Here is a 17922-nt window from a genome sequence, read left to right on the forward strand (position 1 = left end):
CCTACTCGGCAACACTTTTTCGCCCGATGAGCAGGGCAGAAAGCGGTCGGAACGGCTGCAACCAGGCGCCCTCGTCGGGCAGGGTGTCCAGGCTTACCCGTGGCAGAGGCTCACGGAAGACACCTGGGATGTCCTCGAGATCGACGAAGTCCAAGATATCGGACGACACAGCCCAGCTGGCGTGTTCACGGAACCCGAGAACCTGGACCGGGATGCCGGTTGCTGCGATGTCCTCGAGAGGTTCGCGGAACGCTTGGCCGTCGGCGGACGCGACCATGATTCCGGCGAGGCCCTCGCCGTACCGGAGCGCGATGTGCTCGAGCATGTCCGAATCGACATCGCTGTCTTCATCGACCTTCGGCTTGGCGAACACCGCGAAACCCACGTTACGCAAGGCTTCGACCCAAGGACGAACGACGTCGGCGCTGCCGGACGCGATGTTGGTGAAGACGGTCGCTTCAGGCTCGAGCGTGCCGCTGTTCTGTGCGGACAGTTCGGCGGTGCGAGAGAGCAGCCAACGACCCAAAGCGTCGAATCGTGGCCGGTAGGCGGCGGTAGGCCGGCCACCGAGGATGGCGCCGAGGCCCATGTCGAGGTTAGGGGCGTCCCAGACCAGAAGCACCCGCTTGGGGTGGCGGGAGTCACGACCGAAGTCGAGAGGAGATTCCGACGACGTCACGTCGTCGGATAGCTGTTCGCTGACGCTCATGCTCTGATCTTCCCCCATATAAGCTCGGTGATTGCACTTCCGACCTTATGGGCTTTGTCCTCGAACTTGGTGACCGGACGCTCGTGGGTCATCGGAGACTCCCAGTCGAGTGCGGTCAGCAGCGGCTCGGCATTGCCGGCTTCTTCGATCCATTCGGCGTACTCGGCGTGATCGGTTGCCACGTGCAGGACTCCGCCGGGCTTGAGGCGGTTGGCGATCAGCGAGAACGTCGGCCCCTGCAGGAGGCGACGCTTGTGATGGCGGGCCTTGGGCCACGGATCCGGGAAGAACACCCGGACGCCCGTCAGGGACTCGGGGGCGACCATGTTCTCGAGTACGTCCATCGCGTCACCGCGCAGTACGCGGACGTTGGGAATTTCTTCGCGTTCGACCTGCTGGAGAAGCTGCGCCAGCCCGGGGCGGTACACCTCGATCGCGATCAGGTTCACGTGCGGTTCCGCCTTGGCCATTGCGGCCGTCGCGGTGCCGGTACCCGAACCGATCTCGATGATCAGGGGTGCTTCACGTCCGAACCAGGCGTTCGCGTCGAGCGGTGTGTCCGAGACGTCGGCGCCGATGAGCGGCCACTGACGGTCCCAAGCCTGCTGCTGTGCGTCGGTCAGCGCACCCCGGCGAGAGCGAAAGCTGGTCACTCTCGGATGGAGACGGGACCCCTTGGTGTGGTCCGTCTGCCCCGTGTCAGGGGTCTGCGGTGCATGCTGATCGGCTTCGTTCACGAACCCATTGTCACGCATGACCCCCGTTTAGCGCAGACGGGTCTGAAGTTTGAGTTGAGACTTTCCACGGAAAGTCCTGAAACCGTCGACTTCGGACTGTCGGCGAAAGGGTGGTGTCACCTGCCGTCCTTGCCGAGAACCTGACAGAATCTCACCGACACGATGGGGACGTGGGGTGGGGATGAACACAGGATTTGCATGCAGTAATTGGTCACGAATGTTGCCCGCAGAATCGATCGACGACGCCTGCGTGGAGCCGATCGATCAGTTGCGCGCTCTGGCATATCGGCTGACATCGATCGATTCGGGAGCCGCCGAGGCGGTTCACTCGGTGCTCGGATCGCTGACTGCGCCGCTCGAGCTGGTGGTCGCCGGGCGAGCCGGGGTGGGGCGGTCGTCGTTGGCGCGGATCCTGGGGCGCGACGACCGGTTCTCGCGCAGAGTTGTCGGCGCACCGGTTGTGGTGACCGAGTCGAGGGCATTCGATGTCCCTGGAACGTCGAACCCCGATCTGGGTCGTCGTTGCGTTGTCTACGTGGTGGTCGACGCGGTCCGCGACGTCGACGGCCGAGCCATTGCTCGAGTTTCCGATCGTGTGGTCGTCGCTGCGAACAAGGCTGACTTGTTCGGTCCGCGCTGGGACGAGGCGCTGGGACGGGCGGCGGAAATCTCGGAGAACGTCGGCGTGCCCACGGTTCCGGTGGAGACACTGACCGGGCGCGGCGTCGAAGAGTTGTTCGCGGCTCTCGGACCTGTTCTGGAGGCGCAGTGGTGGGGCCGGGTCGAGCAGATCGGCCCGGCGCTGAGGCGATCTGCCTCGCGCAGCGCTGCGGGCAGGGACGAGATCGAGTTGTATCTGAGTTCGGACTCCGCGGTGTTGTTCGGCGCTGCGGCGGCGATGATGAGCCCCGAAATTCGAGCCCTGCGTCAAGGCGAGCCTCCCGATCCTCGTACCGCTGACGACGCGGGCACGTGCAGCCGGTGGTGGGGCGAGCTCGTGGACGAGTCGGAACAGTGTCCGCAACAAAGGGTCTCACTGATTCGACGCGGGTATGTGCGTCGGTGGGCGCAGCTCGGAGGCGATCGCTCTGCCCCGGCGGTGACCGATGAATAGCGTTTCGGTACTTCCGGATTCGGTGCTGCGCGTGGTGCAGCGATGGAATCCGGCATCCGATCCGGGTCGCCAGGTCGCCGCCGAAACATGCAGGGGCACTCGCATTTACGTTGTCGGTCCACCAAGGTGTGGACGGGAAGACGTCGCGCAGATGTTCGATGCTTCGGATGATTGTTCGTCAGTGACACGCGAGGTGGACGCCGACGTCGTACTTCTGGTCGTCGACGCCGCCAGTGTGATCGGACGCGAGGATCTCCTTCTCCTCGGCGACGCTGCGGCGAGCGGAACCCCGGTGGTGGTGGCGCTGACCCGCGTCGACGTCTATCGAGACTGGCAGGCGGTGCGCCGGCGTGATGCCGAGATTCTCGCTTCGCACTGCACCGCTTTTGCTCAGGCTCCGGTGGTCCCGATTGCGCCTGGTCAGGAGCAGTCACTCGTTGCGGTCGTGAGCCGGGCGGCACGGGAGAGGGAAGCAGGTGGTTCGGATTCCGGAGTCATCGCACAGACGCGCCGGATGATCGAGATGGAGATCCGGAATCTACGTGACGGTGTTCCTGGTGCCGAACTGCGGGCAGAGCGATCGCAGCTGCTCGCAGACCGTGACGGCCGGCGAGGCGAACGCCTGGTGCAGGTGCGAAGCCGACTGCAACGAGCGCGCGGGGATCTGTCACAACAAATCGCCGAGGCAACCCGGGCGACGGTCGCCGGGGCACGTGCCTGGGTCGACACGGCCTCGCGAGCCGAATTGGGCAGCGTGCCGACGCGACTGCAGCACGAGGTCGACCACCACACCCGGGTGTTCGACGCCGCGATGGCGGCAGCGGTGGAATCTGCGGGGACGAACGGATACATGCCTTCCCCGCAGATTCCGGAGGGCCTGCCGGGCCGTCAGCGCGGAAACGAGGACCGGGTGACAATTCTTGTCGGCGCGTCCGCGGGTCTCGGCCTCGGCCGTATCGCAGTGACTCCGCTGGAAATGATTCCGGCCTTGGAGTTCGCAAGTATCCCCGTGACGTTGATTCTGGGTGGCGCCGCGGCGTGGTGGTTGGCGCGATCTCGCGGGCTGACGGCCGATCGTGCCCACTCCAGGTCGTGGATCGTCGAATCGATGTCGGCGGTTCGCGCTCAGTGGGAGCAGCGAGTGCAGAGCGTGCTGCTCGAGGCCGAGGCGGATCTGGGAGCGGCGATCATGGCGGAGAGTCGCGAGCAGTTGGCGTCGGCGCAGGCTCGAATCGTGGAGATCGACGGTGAACTTCGTGAGCTCGCCGCGGCCAGATCGGGTCAGCTCGCGTCGTGCGAGCGCGACCTCGCCGTTTTGAACACCGCCTACTGATCATTTCGCGAGTGCAGAGTTCTCCACAGTGCGGCAATTTCGGCCACGACTGATCGTCGGGGTCTGGTAATACTGAGCGGACGGTTTCGGTAGGGGTTGCCGAAGCAGTAGGTCACCATCCAGTAGGGGGAGTAATGGAAGCATTTCTGATCACGGCCGGACACATCGACGGGCACGAAGCCGAAGCGCTCGATCCTGGGCGTATCGAGCCCGAGACCTTCGGGCCCGCGTCGGGACCGGTCGATGCCGGCGACCTGAACTTCGACGCCTTCGACTTGGACGGTGACGGAACGGTCGACAGCCGTGTCGTCCACTCCGACGACGCTGTCGTGATCGTGTCCGATTTCGATCGCGACGGTAGCGCCGATCGCCTCACGATGATCGAGTCGGACGGCGACTACTCGGCCTGGGAATGCAGTCGAGACGACGAAGGCGCCCTCGTGTGGCAGAAAATCGATGCCGGAGCGCTCTGAAAAGCTTCCGTTTATGTGCTCTGAGCGCCGGGTAGGCACCTGAACACACCAACTGAATCGTTTCTGTGACATTTCTGACCGCACCCGATTACCTGCAGGTGAACAGCCAGCGTTAACCTCAATACATAGGACACCCGGCGTCCGTGAAATCCACGTGAGTGGATGACGCGGCTGGACCCCGTCGAGAGGGGGACACCGGGATCGACTGGTATCGGGGCGCTGCAGTTCGCATCCGGTGTCACGAGAACCCGGTTCCGGCTCACCCCAGGAGAGTTTGATGACCTCAGCGACCATTCCCGGTCTCAATGGAACTGACGGCACGCCCCCCACGCAGCACAAGGAACTGCTTGCATGGGTGCAAGAGGTTGCCGAACTCACCCAGCCTGATCGCGTCGTCTTCGCAGACGGCTCGGACGAAGAATGGGACCGACTGACAACGAAGTTGGTCGAGGCAGGAACCTTCACCCGCCTCAACGACGAGAAGAAGCCGAACTCTTTCCTCGGCAACTCCGATCCGTCCGATGTCGCGCGAGTCGAATCGCGTACGTACATCTGCTCGAAGGAAGAAATCGACGCAGGTCCCACCAACAACTGGATGGACCCGGCGGAGATGCGCACCCTCATGGGTGACCTGTACCGCGGTTGCATGCGTGGACGCACCATGTACGTCGTGCCGTTCTGCATGGGCCCCCTCGACGCCGAGGACCCGAAGCTGGGCGTCGAGCTCACCGATTCCGAGTACGTCGTCGTCTCCATGCGCGTCATGACCCGCATGGGCAGCAAGGTTCTCGACAAGCTCGGCACCGACGGGTTCTTCGTCAAGGCGCTGCACTCGCTGGGCGCTCCGCTGGCCGAAGGCCAGGAAGACGTCGCGTGGCCGTGCAACGACACCAAGTACATCACCCACTTCCCCGAGGATCGTGAGATCTGGAGCTTCGGTTCCGGCTACGGCGGAAACGCTCTCCTGGGCAAGAAGTGCTACTCGCTGCGTATCGCCTCGGCAATGGCGCACGACGAGGGCTGGCTGGCCGAGCACATGCTCATCCTCAAGCTCATCTCGCCCGAGGACAAGGCCTACTACATCGCGGCGGCATTCCCCTCCGCTTGTGGCAAGACCAACCTCGCGATGATCCAGCCGACCATCCCCGGGTGGCGCGCCGAGACCCTCGGTGACGACATCGCCTGGATGCGTTTCGGTGAGGACGGACAGCTGTACGCCGTCAACCCGGAATTCGGTTTCTTCGGCGTGGCTCCCGGCACCAACTGGTCCTCGAACCCCAACGCCATGCGCACCATCGACCAGGGCAACACGGTCTTCACCAACGTCGCTCTGACTGACGACGGTGACGTCTGGTGGGAGGGCCTCGAAGGCGACCCGCAGCACCTGATCGACTGGAAGGGCAACGAGTGGACGCCCGAGTCGGGCACCCATGCGGCTCATCCCAACTCGCGTTACTGCACCCCGATGTCGCAGTGCCCGATCATGGCTCCCGAGTGGGACGACCCGAAGGGCGTGCCGATCTCGGCAATCCTGTTCGGCGGACGCCGCAAGACGACGGTTCCGCTGGTCACCGAGGCTCGCGACTGGCAGCACGGCGTCTTCATGGGTGCAACGGTCGGCTCCGAGCAGACCGCAGCAGCCGAAGGCCAGGTCGGTACGGTTCGCCGCGATCCGATGGCAATGCTGCCGTTCCTCGGCTACAACGTCGGTGACTACTTCCAGCACTGGATCGACCTCGGCAAGTCCGCCGACGCGTCCAAGCTCCCCAAGGTCTTCTACGTCAACTGGTTCCGCCGCGGCGACGACGGACGCTTCCTGTGGCCAGGCTTCGGCGAGAACTCTCGCGTCCTGAAGTGGATCGTCGAGCGTATCGAGCACAAGGCTGCCGGTATCGACACCCCGATCGGCGTCGTTCCCACCGGATCGGCACTCGACATCGAAGGCCTGGACGTGTCGGACGCCGACATCACCGAGGCCCTCGCGGTCAACATCGACGAGTGGAAGGCCGAGATCCCGCTCATCGAAGAGTGGTTCGACTTCGTCGGCGAGAAGCTGCCGACCGGCATTCGCGACGAGTTCGAAGCTCTGAAGCAGCGGTTGGCCTGATAAACCGCCCCCGTATGTAGTGGCCTGATGCCGCATTGGTTCAATTTGATGAACCGATGCGGCATCGGTCGTCTGTATGCCCTTGCCTGTAGCCGTTAAGCAGTTCAGCCGTTATGCAGTTCAGCCGTAAAGCAGTGATCAGCGAGCGGGTCGACACACTCGATCCTCAGGAGGACCAGATATGAGCGGGATCTACAACAACGTGACCGAATTGGTCGGGCGCACCCCGATCGTGCGGCTCAACCGTCTGACCGAGGGCCTGGACGCACAGGTCGCCGTCAAGCTCGAGTTCTACAACCCGGCCAACAGCGTCAAGGACCGGATCGGCGTGGCGATTATCGACGCCGCCGAGAAGTCCGGTGCACTCAAGCCCGGTGGCACCATCGTCGAGGGAACCAGCGGTAACACGGGTATCGCACTCGCCATGGTCGGTGCTGCTCGCGGCTACAAGGTCATCCTGACCATGCCCGAGACCATGTCCACCGAGCGTCGCGTGATGCTGCGTGCTTACGGCGCCGAGATCGTGCTGACCCCGGGATCCGAGGGCATGGCCGGTGCGGTCGCCAAGGCCAAGGAAATCGTCGAGCAGACCGAGAACGCTGTCTCGGCCAGCCAGTTCGCGAACCCGGCCAACCCGGCCATCCACGAGGCAACGACGGGCGAAGAGGTCTGGGCCGACACCGACGGCGCCGTCGACATCTTCGTGTCCGGCATCGGCACCGGCGGCACTATCACCGGCGTCGGACGCACCCTTCGCAAGTACAAGCCCGAGGTCAAGATCGTGGGCGTCGAGCCCATCGACTCACCGATCCTCAACGGTGGCCAGCCCGGCCCCCACAAGATCCAGGGAATCGGCGCGAACTTCGTGCCCGACGTCCTCGATCGCGAGATCTACGACGAGATCATCGACGTCTCGTTCCCCGATTCCATCGAGGTCGCTCGCGCACTCGGCACCAAGGAAGGCATCCTGGGCGGCATCTCGTCCGGCGCCATCGTCTGGGCAGCACTCGAGTTGGCGAAGCGTCCGGAAAACGCCGGCAAGCTGATCGTGGCTGTCGTGTGCGACTTCGGCGAGCGTTACATCTCCACCCCGCTGTTCGAACACATCCGGGACTGAGACTTGTGAGTATCCTCGGGACAATTCGCGAGGACCTGCAGGCTGCGCGCGGTCAGGATCCTGCCGCGCGCAGCAATGTGGAGAACGCGCTCGTTTATTCAGGGCTGCATGCTATTTGGGCGCATCGGGTTGCACATCGCATGTGGGCCGTCCCTGCGCTACGCGGCCCGGCGCGAGTGCTCTCGCAGCTGACACGCTTCGTCACCGGCATCGAGATTCATCCCGGTGCCACCATCGGTCGGCGGTTTTTCATCGATCACGGCATGGGCGTCGTGATCGGGGAGACGGCCGAGGTCGGTAACGACGTGATGCTCTATCACGGCGTCACTCTCGGTGGTCGCTCGCTCGAGCAGGTCAAGCGTCACCCGACGCTGGGAGACCGGGTCACCGTCGGCGCTGGTGCCAAGATCCTCGGACCTGTCGTCATCGGTGAAGGTAGCGCTATCGGCGCCAATGCCGTTGTCACCAGAGATGTTCCGGCCGAATCCATCGCGACGGGTATCCCGGCGGTGGCGCGGCCACGGACCACCAAGGAAAAACTGGTGGACCCGAACAGCTACATCGATCCGGCGATGTACATCTGAAGCACTCCTTCTTCGATGGCCACCCTCGTGTAGACGGCGGGTGGCCATCGGCGTCGGCTCAGGCTCGCGTCAGGTGCCACCCGCGACGTCCCAGTACGACGGCCGTCGCAGCGCCCAATGCTGCTCCGATCAAGGGATAGCAGGCCAGGACGAGCCAGCGCGGTCCGTCTAAGGGTTCGTAGGCGGTGGCTATTGTCGACTCGTAGTCCCGAGCCATCTGCACGTCCCGGAACGGTACGTAGGAGCCCTGATAGACGATGGTCTCGTCAGGGCTGGTCATCACGTCGATCAGACTGCCCACCAGGGGAATTCCCCCGACGACAAATCCCAGAACCGCCAGAATCACGATCAGTGTGCGCATCGCCCGAGCCTATCGCCCGGCCGGAAGTTCAGACTGTGATCGACGGTTCTTCGGGGGTCGAGAGGGTCAGGATCGCCCGCACGACACGTGGGCTCTGCTCGAGTGAGCGCTCGAGTTCGCGCAACGTGTGGGCCACACGGGATTCCGCGTAGTCACCGACCAGGTCGACGCTGGCCACCAGGTAGACCTGTCGCGGCCCGAGGTATTCCATACGCAGGAACGTGATTCGGTTGATCTCGGGCAGTTGGGTGAGAGCTTCGATGGCTGCTGCCCGCAGCGTCGGTGAGGCCTCTTCGCCGACCAGGAAGCGGCGGTTCCGATCTATCAGGATGATTGCGATGACCCCGAGGAGAATGCCGACGAAGATGGAGCCGAGGGCGTCGGGGATGGGTGAACCGGTGACCTGGTGCAACAGAACACCGACGAACGCGATGACCAAACCGATAAGTGCCGCAGCATCTTCGGCGAACACGGCCCGAGTCGTCGGGTCGGATGTGTTGAGTGCCTGGGTCATGACGTCGCGGTTCACGGCGGACGCTTCGTTTCGGAGTTGTTTGTACGCCTGCCGGAACGAGATGCCTTCGAGGATGAACGAGACGCCGAGGACGGCGTAGGCGACACCGAAGTCGGACGCCGGTTCGGAATGGAACAGTTCCTGGATGCCATGAGTGATCGAGACACCCGCGCCGAGTGCAAACAGTCCGAGAGCGGCGAACATCGACCAGATGTATGCCTCCCGGCCGTAGCCGAGTGGCTGGTCTCGGTCGGGAACCCTTTTCGAGCGGCGGTTCGCGATCAGCAGCAGCACTTCGTTGCCGGTATCGGCCCAGGAGTGGGTGGCCTCTGCGACCATCGATGCAGATCCGGTGACGATGGCGGCCGCCGTCTTGGCACCGGCGATCAGCGCGTTCGCCGCAAACGCCAGTACGACCGTCGTGGTGCTCTCGTCGGCCGATGCTTCCGTTTCGGTGCTCACGATTCTCAGGCTAGGCGGGTGACGACGGTTTCGTGCGGTGACGCTCGGCGACGGAGTGCAGCAGTGTGGCGACGGCGTCGTGGAACTGCGTCAGGCCCGGCTCTTCGACGGGAAAGTGCCCGCACCCGTCCAGCATCACGAATTCGGTGGGTGCGTTGATGCGGCGGAGGAACTGCAGGCTCAGTTCGGGTGGCGTCCATCGGTCGTCGGCCGGGTGGGTGAGCAGAACGGGCGTCGTCCGAAATGCTTCGGGTGCGGTGTGCTCGAACGAGAAGTAGCTGCTGAGGAATCCGAGTGGCACCCGAACACTGCCACCGCGCGGATCGGTTGCGCACAGCGTTGCGAGCTCCCGATTGCTGCTCATGTTCGCGACGTCGGCGACCCAACGGATGGGCACGCGGATACGGCCCACCAGTCGTTCGGTGCGCCGCATCAGGGGAGCGCCGTAGACACCCATCGGGCCGAACCGCGCCGCGGCAGCTCTGGCCGATGGATCCGAGGGATCGAGCAGGCAGGTAGCGACGACGGCGTCGGCCAGACCGGTCCGCGCGGCCACCTCGTAGGCCAGCAGACCGCCGATGCTGGCGCCCAACAACACCAGCGGCCGATCGTCGGCCGCCTTCTCGGCCCGGACGAGATCGCAGAGGAGATCGACCCACTGCTCGTACCGGACGCCGGCGGGATCGGCTACGACGGTGTCGCCGTACAGCGGAAGATCAGGGAAGAGGACTTCGGCTCCGAGTTTCACGCCGATCCCGGCGAACGGCCACAACGCGCCCGAGTAGCCGCCGGCGCCGTGGATGCCGAGAACACGAACCGGCGCGTCTGGAACCACTGCCCTTGCGACGTGGACGGTGTTGCCGTTCCACTCCCACCACGTCGGGGTCGGCGCCGGCATGTGGTCGGTGTACCGGTCGGGCATAAACTTCGAGTAATCGGCGCTGGTCACCTACACAATTCTCGGTATCGGCGTCGCGGCTGACAACTCGCATCGGAGGACCGTGTCGACTCGGCGGAAAAGGCCCTCCCAGCAGCGCTCGAGGGCTACCTACGACGCGATCCTGGAGGCAGCTACTCGCGTTTTCGCTTCGGAAGCCATGGCAGCGACCACCAACCGGATCGCTGACGAAGCAGGGGTGTCGGTGGGCTCGCTCTACCAGTATTTCGGCGACAAGTACGAGATCCTCTCGGAGTTGGCGAACCGTCACGTGAGTGCTGCGCGGGAGAGTTTTGCGCTCTGCCTTGCCGACATCGTCGAGCGTGAGCTCTCCCCGGACGAGGCCGTCCGGATGTTGGTGGAGTGCGCGGTCGAAGTGAACAGTAAGCCGCGAGAGTTCTTTCACCTGCTCTACGATCAGGTTCCGCGTACGCGTGAGCTCATCGAGCAGGTCGAAGAAATGAATCGTCAACTGGTACTAGGCTTTTCGGAGTGCCTCCAGAGCCACGGTTTCAGTGCGGAGGATGCGTTGCTGACATCGCGGCTGACCGTGACTGCCGTGGACAGTCAGGTGCATCGGGTTGTGCTGGAATCGGATTCACCCGAAGAACTTCGAGTGCGAACGGAAGCCGTCGTACGGCACGCGAGATCGATGATCGGGTCGCAACCTTGATCCGGTGTCGAGAATGGTGACCGCGGTCCGTTATGGTTCTGACGTCATCATCGAGGTAATGGGAAGTCGGTGCAATTCCGGCGCGGTCCCGCCACTGTGAGGTCGTCCCTGCGTCGACCGTAGCCAGATACCACCCTCGTTGACGTTGTGTCATGCCACGAGGATGGATCGGTCACACCATGAATGCTGTTGGCGGAGCTCTGTCTCCACCTACCCATCTGCTTTCGCCGAAGGCTGGTGCGCCGCGAGGACGGCTCAGTCCGGGTATCGTGCTGCCCGCTCTGCTGGTCGTCGCCGTGCTCTCTGCTGTGTGCGCGTTGGCATTCGGATCCGAGATGCTCCCCGTGTCCACTGTGGTGGACGTGGTGCACTCGCGCTTCGGAGGCCCACCCGTCACGCGTTCCGAACTTGCGATCGTGTGGGGGATCAGAGCACCTCGGGTACTGCTCGGTCTGGCCGTCGGCGCTGGTCTTGCCGTCGCCGGCGCGGTGGTGCAAACCCTCGTCCGTAACGCTCTTGCCGATCCCCACCTGCTGGGAGTGTCGTCCGGCGCGAGTGTCGGTGCCACCGCCGTCATCACCACCGGACTGTTCGCCGGCGCGGGAGTGTGGGCGCTCAGTTTCGGCGCGATGATCGGGGCGTTGGGAGCTGCGATTCTCGTCTTCACCATCGCGACGCTGCAAGGCGGTATCACTCCACTGCGATTGGTTCTGACCGGCACCGTTACCGCATCCGCCCTGTCGGCGATCGCGAGTTTTCTGGTGCTGCGTACCAATGATTCCCAGGCCGCGCAGTCCGTATTGTTCTGGCTCCTGGGAAGTTTGGCCGGGGCATCCTGGGACAAGTTGTGGGCGCCGGTCATCGTTGTGTTCCTGCTGACGGCAGCGGTGTTCGCGCTGCACGGTTGGCTGGACGCGCTGGCGGCCGGACCGGACGTCGCGGCTTCGCTCGGTATTCCCATCCGAACCCTGCGAAACGTGCTGTTCGGCGTGCTGGCAGCGTTGGTCGGCACGATGGTTGCGGTGTCCGGCGCGATTGCCTTCGTAGGCCTGGTCATACCGCACGTCACACGCATGCTTGTCGGAGCCAGACATCGAGTGGTGTTACCGGCGGCAGCACTGATCGGCGCGTCCTTCCTGGTGTGGGTCGACGTCGTGGCGCGGACCTCGTTGCGGCCGACCGAGATCCCGCTGAGCGTGGTGACCGGGGTGATCGGGGCCCCGCTGTTTCTCCTGCTTCTCGGCCGTCGGCGCTACCGATTCGGTGGCAGTTCGTGAGCGCCCGAGCCCTGGCGCTGACCGCGTCCGGAGTAGTTGTCCGCATCGACCGTCGAACCATCGTCAAAGGCGTCGACATCGCGGCCGACGCCGGTGCAGTAGTCGGCGTGGTTGGTCCGAACGGATCGGGCAAGTCGACGTTCTTGCGTGCTCTCGCCGGTCTCGGGCCGATCGCCGGCGGTGACATTCGTGTCGGCGGCGACTCCGTGCACGCGATGCCCGCGCGGTCGCGGGCCAAAGCCATTTCCTTTGTGGCGCAGGAAGAGCAGAGTCCCGCCGATTTGTTGGTTCACGAGTACGTGAGTCTGGGCCGCACACCACATGCAAAGCCCTGGAGCGTCGGTGGAAAGCACGAGAATGCCGTCGTCGATCGTGCTCTGGGCGAGGTCGGAATGATCGAGCACCGGTTCTCTTCGATGGACACGCTTTCCGGCGGTGAGCGTCGGCGGGTGTTTCTCGCCCGAGGTCTCGCGCAGGATGCCGGTGTGCTCATCCTCGACGAGCCGACCAATCATCTCGACATCCGGCATCAACTCGAACTGCTCGATCTGGTCCGGTCGTTGGACCGGACGGTGATCATGGCACTGCACGACCTCGATTTGGCTGCGGCAGTGTGCGATCGGGTGCTCGTGCTCGCGGATGGAGTGGCCAGGGCGTTCGGACATCCATCCGACGTACTCACCACCTCGGTGGTGGCAACTGTCTTCGGCGTCGAGACTTTCGAGCTCGTGAACCCCGCGACAGGCCGTTCACACCTCGTATTCGAATCACGAAATTCTCAACTACAACAATCATTTTCGGAGAGTGCACTTTGATACATGTCAAGACCCGCGCGTCGTTCGGTGCGGTTGTAGCCGCGACAGCGTTGTTGACAGTTGCCGGCTGCTCGGCAACTGCACCGGTGGACGAAGCTGCAGACAAGACTTCGGTGACATTGGAGAACTGCGGGACCGAAAGCACTTTCCAGCTTCCGATCGAGAACGTCGTTGCGACAAGCAATGCGGCCAATATCGGCACCATTCTCCGAGTCGGCGGTTTGGATCGTCTCGCGGCAGTCGTGTTGAACACGAACAACGACGCGGTCATGGAGTCGATGTTCGGCCCTGGAATTGCGGATGTCCCACACCTGGACGGAACGATCACGATGGAGACGATTCTGGGTAAGCAGGCGGACCTGGTGGTCGGCTCCTACAGTGGCTTGTTCAAGGGAGCCTCCGGTGTGACGCCGGAATCGCTGCAGAGCAACAACATCGATGCATATGTGATCTCCGATAGTTGTCGGCAGAGTGCCGCAGCGGATTCCGCGCTCGGCACGATGGGTCCGTGGGATGCCCTTCGTGCGGACGTGACCAATTACGGAAAGCTGTTCGGAACCGAGGACACCGCCGCCGAGGCATTGACCGAATTGGATTCACGTTTGGCACGTCTGGAGTCCGCGCCAGATGCCGCCGACAAGCCGAAGGTGCTGATCTACGACAGCGGTGAAGAAGATCTGTACACCAGCGGAGGCAACGGAGCCCCCAACGGAATCATCGACGTCGCCGGGGGAACCAATGTGTTCGCCGACGTCGACAACACCTGGTTCAAAGCGAGCTGGGAGACCGTCGCGAAGTCAGAACCCGACATCATCGTGATCATGGACTACAAGAAGAGTGCCGACGAAGTACAGGGCAAGATCGACGCGATCAAGAGCCGAGAAGGCCTGCGTGACCTCGACGCAGTCAAGCAGAACCGTTTCGTCGTACTCCCGCTCGCCATGTTCACCAGTGGATTCCCCAATATCTACGGCGCGGAAGAGTTGCGCGCGAAGATCGAAGAGTTCGGACTCGCTCCGTCGAGCGGGATCGACTGGACAACCGCGCCGTCGGCATGAGCAACAACCGGTGCTCGCGTCGGGTGATTGTCGTACTGCGGCCGACCGTCAGCGGCCTCGACGAGTCGGCCGCGCGACGGATGTTCGACGCTGTTCAGGCGGGCACCGACGCCGACGTTCGCGTTGCGTACCTCGATGTCGCTTCGCCGAGCCTTCACGAGGAACTCGATCGAGCCCATGTCGATGACGTCGACAAGGTCGTGTTGATTCCAGTTGCGGTGCCGAGGGATCGGTACCTGCTCACGTGGACAAGCAAGGCGGTTGCGAACTGGCGCGAAACCCGAATCGACGCCGAACTGGAAGTGACGCTCCATGAAACGGAAACGCTCGAAGGTGCGGTGGCCGGGCAGGTGATCGACGAACTCGACTCGGCGGGAAAGCAGATCACCGCGAGTCCGGCGTCGTATCGCAGTCCGGCGTGGTCCGTGATCGAGCAGCACGATAGGCATCTGTTGGTGTGCAAGGGCCCTCGTTGTATGGCGTACGGAGCAGGACCGTTGCACCGGGCGATGAGCGCGGCGGCCAAAGGTACCTCGTCGAAGGTGACCGGAACCGGTTGTCTGAGCCCGTGCAACCTGGGGCCGTTGGTGATCGCGAACCCCGGCGGTACCTGGTTCGGGCACGTGGACGCCGGTGATGCCGAGGCCTTGGTGTCCGGTCACGAGGATCGATTGGTGGATCACGTTCTGGACCGGTAGATACCGGGTCGGTGAAAGCAAAGAACCCGCTGGGCGCGAAGTGCGCTCAGCGGGTTCTGTTGTCCTGTCTCAGGAACCGAAGGGAAGGGTTCCCGGCGGGATCTGGTATCCACTGCTGCCGACGGAGGCGCTGCCCCAGAGTGCGAGGAAAGCGTTGATGGCGTTGGTGAGCATATGAATGTCCTTTGTGAGATGACTGATTCGTTTTCGACGGTACCGGGTGGATCTGTGGATTCGCTGGGAGTTGGCACCCATTTCATGGGGCTGGCACCCGTTCCGGCAGGTCGGAACGGGTGCCAACTGTCAGCAAAGGGTGCCAACTCCCGGGTGGGTCAGCCCACGTAGCCGGGCGGCATGAGTACGGACTTGGTCTCGCAGAAGGCTTCGAGGCCCTCAGGTCCGTTCTCGCGCCCGATACCGGAGTTCTTGTAACCACCGAACGGCGATCCGGGATCGAAGGCGTACCAGTTGATCGCGTAGGTACCCGTGCGGATCTGCGCGGCAACTTCGAGTCCGTGATCGATGTCGGTGGTCCACACCGATCCGGCGAGGCCGTAATCCGAATCGTTGGCGATCTTGATGGCCTCGTCCTCGGAGTCGTACGGAATCACCGAGAGAACGGGTCCGAAGATCTCCTCGCGTGCGATGGTCATCGAGTTGTCCACGTCGGCGAAGATGGTCGGCTCGACGTACCAGCCCTTGTCCAGGCCGGCGGGGCGTCCACCACCGAGTACGACGCGCGCGCCTTCTTCCTTACCCTTGGCGATGTAACCCTCGACGCGCTCGCGCTGCTTCTCGGAGATCAGCGGGCCGAGTTGTGCTGCGGGATCGGACGGATCGCCGACGGTCATGAAGCCTGCGGCGGTCTTCATTCCCTCGATGACCTCGTCGTAACGCGAACGGGGAGCGAGGATTCGGGTCTGAGCGACACAGGCCTGACCGGTGTTCATCAGGCCGGACATGACGAGCATCGGCATTCCGGCGGCGATGTCGGCGTCCTCGAGGATGATCGCGGCGGACTTGCCACCCAGTTCGAGGGAGCAGCGCTTGAGGTTCTGTGCGGCGATGGCACCGATCTTGCGGCCGACGGCACTGGATCCGGTGAACGTGATCTTGTCGATGCCCGCATGAGAGACCAGATATTCGCCGGTCTCGGCTCCGCCGGGGAGCACGGAGATGACGCCTTCGGGAACACCTGCCTCGGTGAAGATCTCGGCGATCACGTGGACGGAGAGAGGGGATTCGGGTGCGGGCTTGAGCAGTACGGTGCAGCCGGCGAGCAGTGCGGGGGCCAGCTTGTTGATCGCCAGGAACAGCGGGACGTTCCAGGCCAGCACGGCGGCGACGACGCCGACGGGCTCACGGGTCACCTTGGTCTGCCCGAATGCGCCGGTGCGCTTCTCTTCCCACGCGAACTTGTCGGCCAGCTCGGCGTAGTAGCCCAGCGTCGCCATCGACGGGGTCTGCTGCATCATGCCGACCATGGCGGGCGGCTGGCCCATCTCGTTGGAGATGAGCTGGTTGATCTCCGCGCTGCGCTCTTCGATCAGCTTGGCGGCCTTGGCGAGGATCGCGCCGCGCTCGGCGGGGGTGGTGCGTGACCACGGTCCCTCGAACGCCGCGCGGGCTGCGGACACGGCCGCGTCGATGTCTGCCGGTGCTGCGATGGGACAGCTGCCGACGCGCTCCTCCGTTGCGGGAGAGAACACTTCGAGTACCTGGTCGGTGGCCGGGGCCACCCATGCTCCACCGATGTAGAGCTTGTCGTAGTCAGTCATCAATTCATTCCTCGGTGTTGTCGGTCGCCGCGAGGGCATACGCGTCGTCTGCCTGTGCGGTGTCGGTGAAACTGGTGAATCCGTATTTCTCGTGCGGTCCGATGGCGGCTACCTCGAAAAGACCGGTGCCGGTGTTGGTGTTCGTGCCTTCGGTGAGCGTGAAGGACGCGAGGTTGTCGACGGGGGAGAACATGCGTTGGAACGGTTCGATCTCGTGGACCTTGTGGCGGAGCCCTTGTACGACGAGTTCGCCCTGCCACATTCCGTGACGCCAGTCCTGTTCGAGCCCGTAGCCGGTGCCGATTCCGATGTAGTTGGCCAGCAACAGTTCGCAGGTGACGGTCAGGACTTCACCGCCTGGCCGGTGGAAGGTGATGGTTGCTCCGGTGACGTCGCGGGTGTCGGGGCAGAACGTCAGTTCGTGTTCGGGCCGGCCGAGCCATTCGTTGTCCCTGATTTCGTCCGGCCACACTCGCATGGCCTCTTCGACTATGCGCCTGCCTTGCTCGTCTTCCTGCATGATCACCGAGATCGTGAACTCGTCGAACTGCATGACCGCGTAGATCCAGAAGAAGTTCTGGATTCCGTCGACGGCGCGTCTGCCTTGCGGTTCGGCTTCACCGACCGGACGCACACCCCACGAGCGGTCGCGGTTACCTCGCCACGTCTTCGGGTCGATCGCGAAGTCCTCCCCGTCGACGGTGAGCGATCCGGTCCACGTGCCGGTCTGCAGGAAGCGTGAGGTGTCGAACGTGACTCGTTCGAGTTGACGGCGAAAGTGCTTGGGCTCGAGCGCCGCGGGGATGGTGGCATCGAAGGTGATGTCGAAGGAGAGATCGTATTCGCTGCCCGGTTCGAGGACGACGCGGAGCTTCTCCAGCCCTTCGAGCACTTCGATGCGCAAAGGCCCGACGGTGGTGTCGGTGCGGTCGGCGCCCAGAGCCTTCGACATACGAGCAACGATGTGGTCGTCACCGCGGCGCAGTACCGCGAAGGCGTCCATGACGCCGAGGTTGGGGTACTGGCCGAGTCCGACGATGAGGAACACGTCGGGGGATTCGGTGGGGTAGCAGTTGAAGTAGTAGCGGTCGTAGAAGTTTCGATCCGAGGTGGCTACGTGACGGATCGGTTCGGCGATCTGGTGAACGGGATAGTCGTCCATCGGTGAGAGCATG

The 17922-nt window shown here is 63.6% G+C and carries 18 protein-coding genes and 1 riboswitch; of the genes, 11 read left to right on the forward strand and 7 right to left on the reverse strand.

All coding sequences use genetic code 11. From position 1 onward, the window contains the following. Position 1: 1 nt before the first annotated feature. Together G9U53_RS10375 and trmB are read right to left on the reverse strand one after the other, a co-directional pair. On the reverse strand, positions 2-709 hold the full coding sequence (locus G9U53_RS10375) for an NYN domain-containing protein (RefSeq protein WP_003945733.1): 708 nt from the start codon (positions 707-709) through the stop codon (positions 2-4). Continuing rightward, the gene (gene trmB / locus G9U53_RS10380; RefSeq protein WP_007734493.1) at positions 706-1464 is read right to left on the reverse strand and encodes a tRNA (guanosine(46)-N7)-methyltransferase TrmB; all 759 of its coding nucleotides are present in this window, start codon (positions 1462-1464) and stop codon (positions 706-708) included. The genes G9U53_RS10375 and trmB overlap by 4 nt, the downstream gene beginning before the upstream one ends. Before the next feature lie 199 nt (positions 1465-1663). Here trmB and G9U53_RS10385 point away from each other — a divergent pair, with 199 nt between their 5' ends. From G9U53_RS10385 to epsC, 6 genes are all read left to right on the forward strand, one after another. Continuing rightward, a complete protein-coding gene (locus G9U53_RS10385) occupies positions 1664-2560 on the forward strand; it encodes a GTPase domain-containing protein (RefSeq protein ID WP_165638638.1) in 897 nt (298 codons plus the stop codon). 181 nt (positions 2561-2741) lie between these two features. Further along, entirely contained in the window at positions 2742-3893 is a 1152-nt protein-coding gene (locus tag G9U53_RS10390) for a hypothetical protein (RefSeq protein ID WP_256082525.1), read from the forward strand. Between the two features lie 134 nt (positions 3894-4027). Continuing rightward, positions 4028-4366, forward strand: coding sequence for a DUF6802 family protein (locus G9U53_RS10395; protein WP_063314962.1), 339 nt, complete (start codon positions 4028-4030; stop codon positions 4364-4366). 277 nt (positions 4367-4643) lie between these two features. Next, positions 4644-6473 (forward strand): phosphoenolpyruvate carboxykinase (GTP), encoded by a 1830-nt coding sequence (locus G9U53_RS10400; protein ID WP_003945806.1) that lies wholly within the window; start codon positions 4644-4646, stop codon positions 6471-6473. Between the two features lie 181 nt (positions 6474-6654). After that, positions 6655-7590, forward strand: a complete 936-nt coding sequence (cysK, locus tag G9U53_RS10405; RefSeq protein WP_003945916.1) for a cysteine synthase A — start codon at positions 6655-6657, stop codon at positions 7588-7590. 5 nt (positions 7591-7595) lie between these two features. Then, positions 7596-8174 (forward strand): serine O-acetyltransferase EpsC, encoded by a 579-nt coding sequence (gene epsC, locus G9U53_RS10410; protein WP_003945907.1) that lies wholly within the window; start codon positions 7596-7598, stop codon positions 8172-8174. 58 nt (positions 8175-8232) lie between these two features. On the opposite strand, the gene G9U53_RS10415 is transcribed toward epsC, so the two are convergent. Genes G9U53_RS10415 through G9U53_RS10425 form a run of 3 tightly spaced genes read right to left on the reverse strand, consistent with a single transcriptional unit; the run spans position 8233 to position 10460 of the window. Next, positions 8233-8535 (reverse strand): hypothetical protein, encoded by a 303-nt coding sequence (locus tag G9U53_RS10415; protein WP_063314961.1) that lies wholly within the window; start codon positions 8533-8535, stop codon positions 8233-8235. Positions 8536-8563: 28 nt separating this feature from the next. Beyond that, positions 8564-9511, reverse strand: a complete 948-nt coding sequence (locus G9U53_RS10420) for a cation diffusion facilitator family transporter (RefSeq protein WP_165638639.1) — start codon at positions 9509-9511, stop codon at positions 8564-8566. 10 nt (positions 9512-9521) lie between these two features. After that, entirely contained in the window at positions 9522-10460 is a 939-nt protein-coding gene (locus G9U53_RS10425) for an alpha/beta hydrolase (RefSeq protein ID WP_165638640.1), read from the reverse strand. Positions 10461-10512: 52 nt separating this feature from the next. Between G9U53_RS10425 and G9U53_RS10430 the strand changes: the two genes are divergently transcribed. From G9U53_RS10430 to G9U53_RS10450, 5 genes are all read left to right on the forward strand, one after another. Next, positions 10513-11121 (forward strand): TetR/AcrR family transcriptional regulator, encoded by a 609-nt coding sequence (locus tag G9U53_RS10430; protein WP_081557423.1) that lies wholly within the window; start codon positions 10513-10515, stop codon positions 11119-11121. A 6-nt stretch (positions 11122-11127) separates the two neighbouring features. Further along, a riboswitch (cobalamin riboswitch) is annotated at positions 11128-11275 on the forward strand. Positions 11276-11390: 115 nt separating this feature from the next. After that, complete coding sequence (locus G9U53_RS10435) at positions 11391-12398, forward strand: iron ABC transporter permease (protein WP_007734507.1); 1008 nt, start codon at positions 11391-11393, stop codon at positions 12396-12398. Further along, complete coding sequence (locus G9U53_RS10440) at positions 12395-13213, forward strand: ABC transporter ATP-binding protein (protein ID WP_081557424.1); 819 nt, start codon at positions 12395-12397, stop codon at positions 13211-13213. The genes G9U53_RS10435 and G9U53_RS10440 overlap by 4 nt, the downstream gene beginning before the upstream one ends. Then, on the forward strand, positions 13210-14271 hold the full coding sequence (locus G9U53_RS10445) for an ABC transporter substrate-binding protein (RefSeq protein WP_165638641.1): 1062 nt from the start codon (positions 13210-13212) through the stop codon (positions 14269-14271). The genes G9U53_RS10440 and G9U53_RS10445 overlap by 4 nt, the downstream gene beginning before the upstream one ends. Then, positions 14268-14969 (forward strand): (2Fe-2S) ferredoxin domain-containing protein, encoded by a 702-nt coding sequence (locus G9U53_RS10450; protein WP_064443176.1) that lies wholly within the window; start codon positions 14268-14270, stop codon positions 14967-14969. The genes G9U53_RS10445 and G9U53_RS10450 overlap by 4 nt, the downstream gene beginning before the upstream one ends. Positions 14970-15301: 332 nt before the next feature. On the opposite strand, the gene G9U53_RS10455 is transcribed toward G9U53_RS10450, so the two are convergent. Next, positions 15302-16747: an aldehyde dehydrogenase gene (locus G9U53_RS10455; RefSeq protein WP_003945530.1), complete on the reverse strand. Its 1446-nt coding sequence runs from the start codon at positions 16745-16747 to the stop codon at positions 15302-15304. A gap of 4 nt (positions 16748-16751) precedes the next feature. Next, positions 16752-17921 (reverse strand): hypothetical protein, encoded by a 1170-nt coding sequence (locus G9U53_RS10460; RefSeq protein ID WP_165638642.1) that lies wholly within the window; start codon positions 17919-17921, stop codon positions 16752-16754. Between the last annotated feature and the right edge of the window lies 1 nt (position 17922).

Source organism: Rhodococcus sp. D-46, assembly GCF_011290655.1.
Lineage (GTDB): Bacteria > Actinomycetota > Actinomycetes > Mycobacteriales > Mycobacteriaceae > Rhodococcus_F > Rhodococcus_F qingshengii.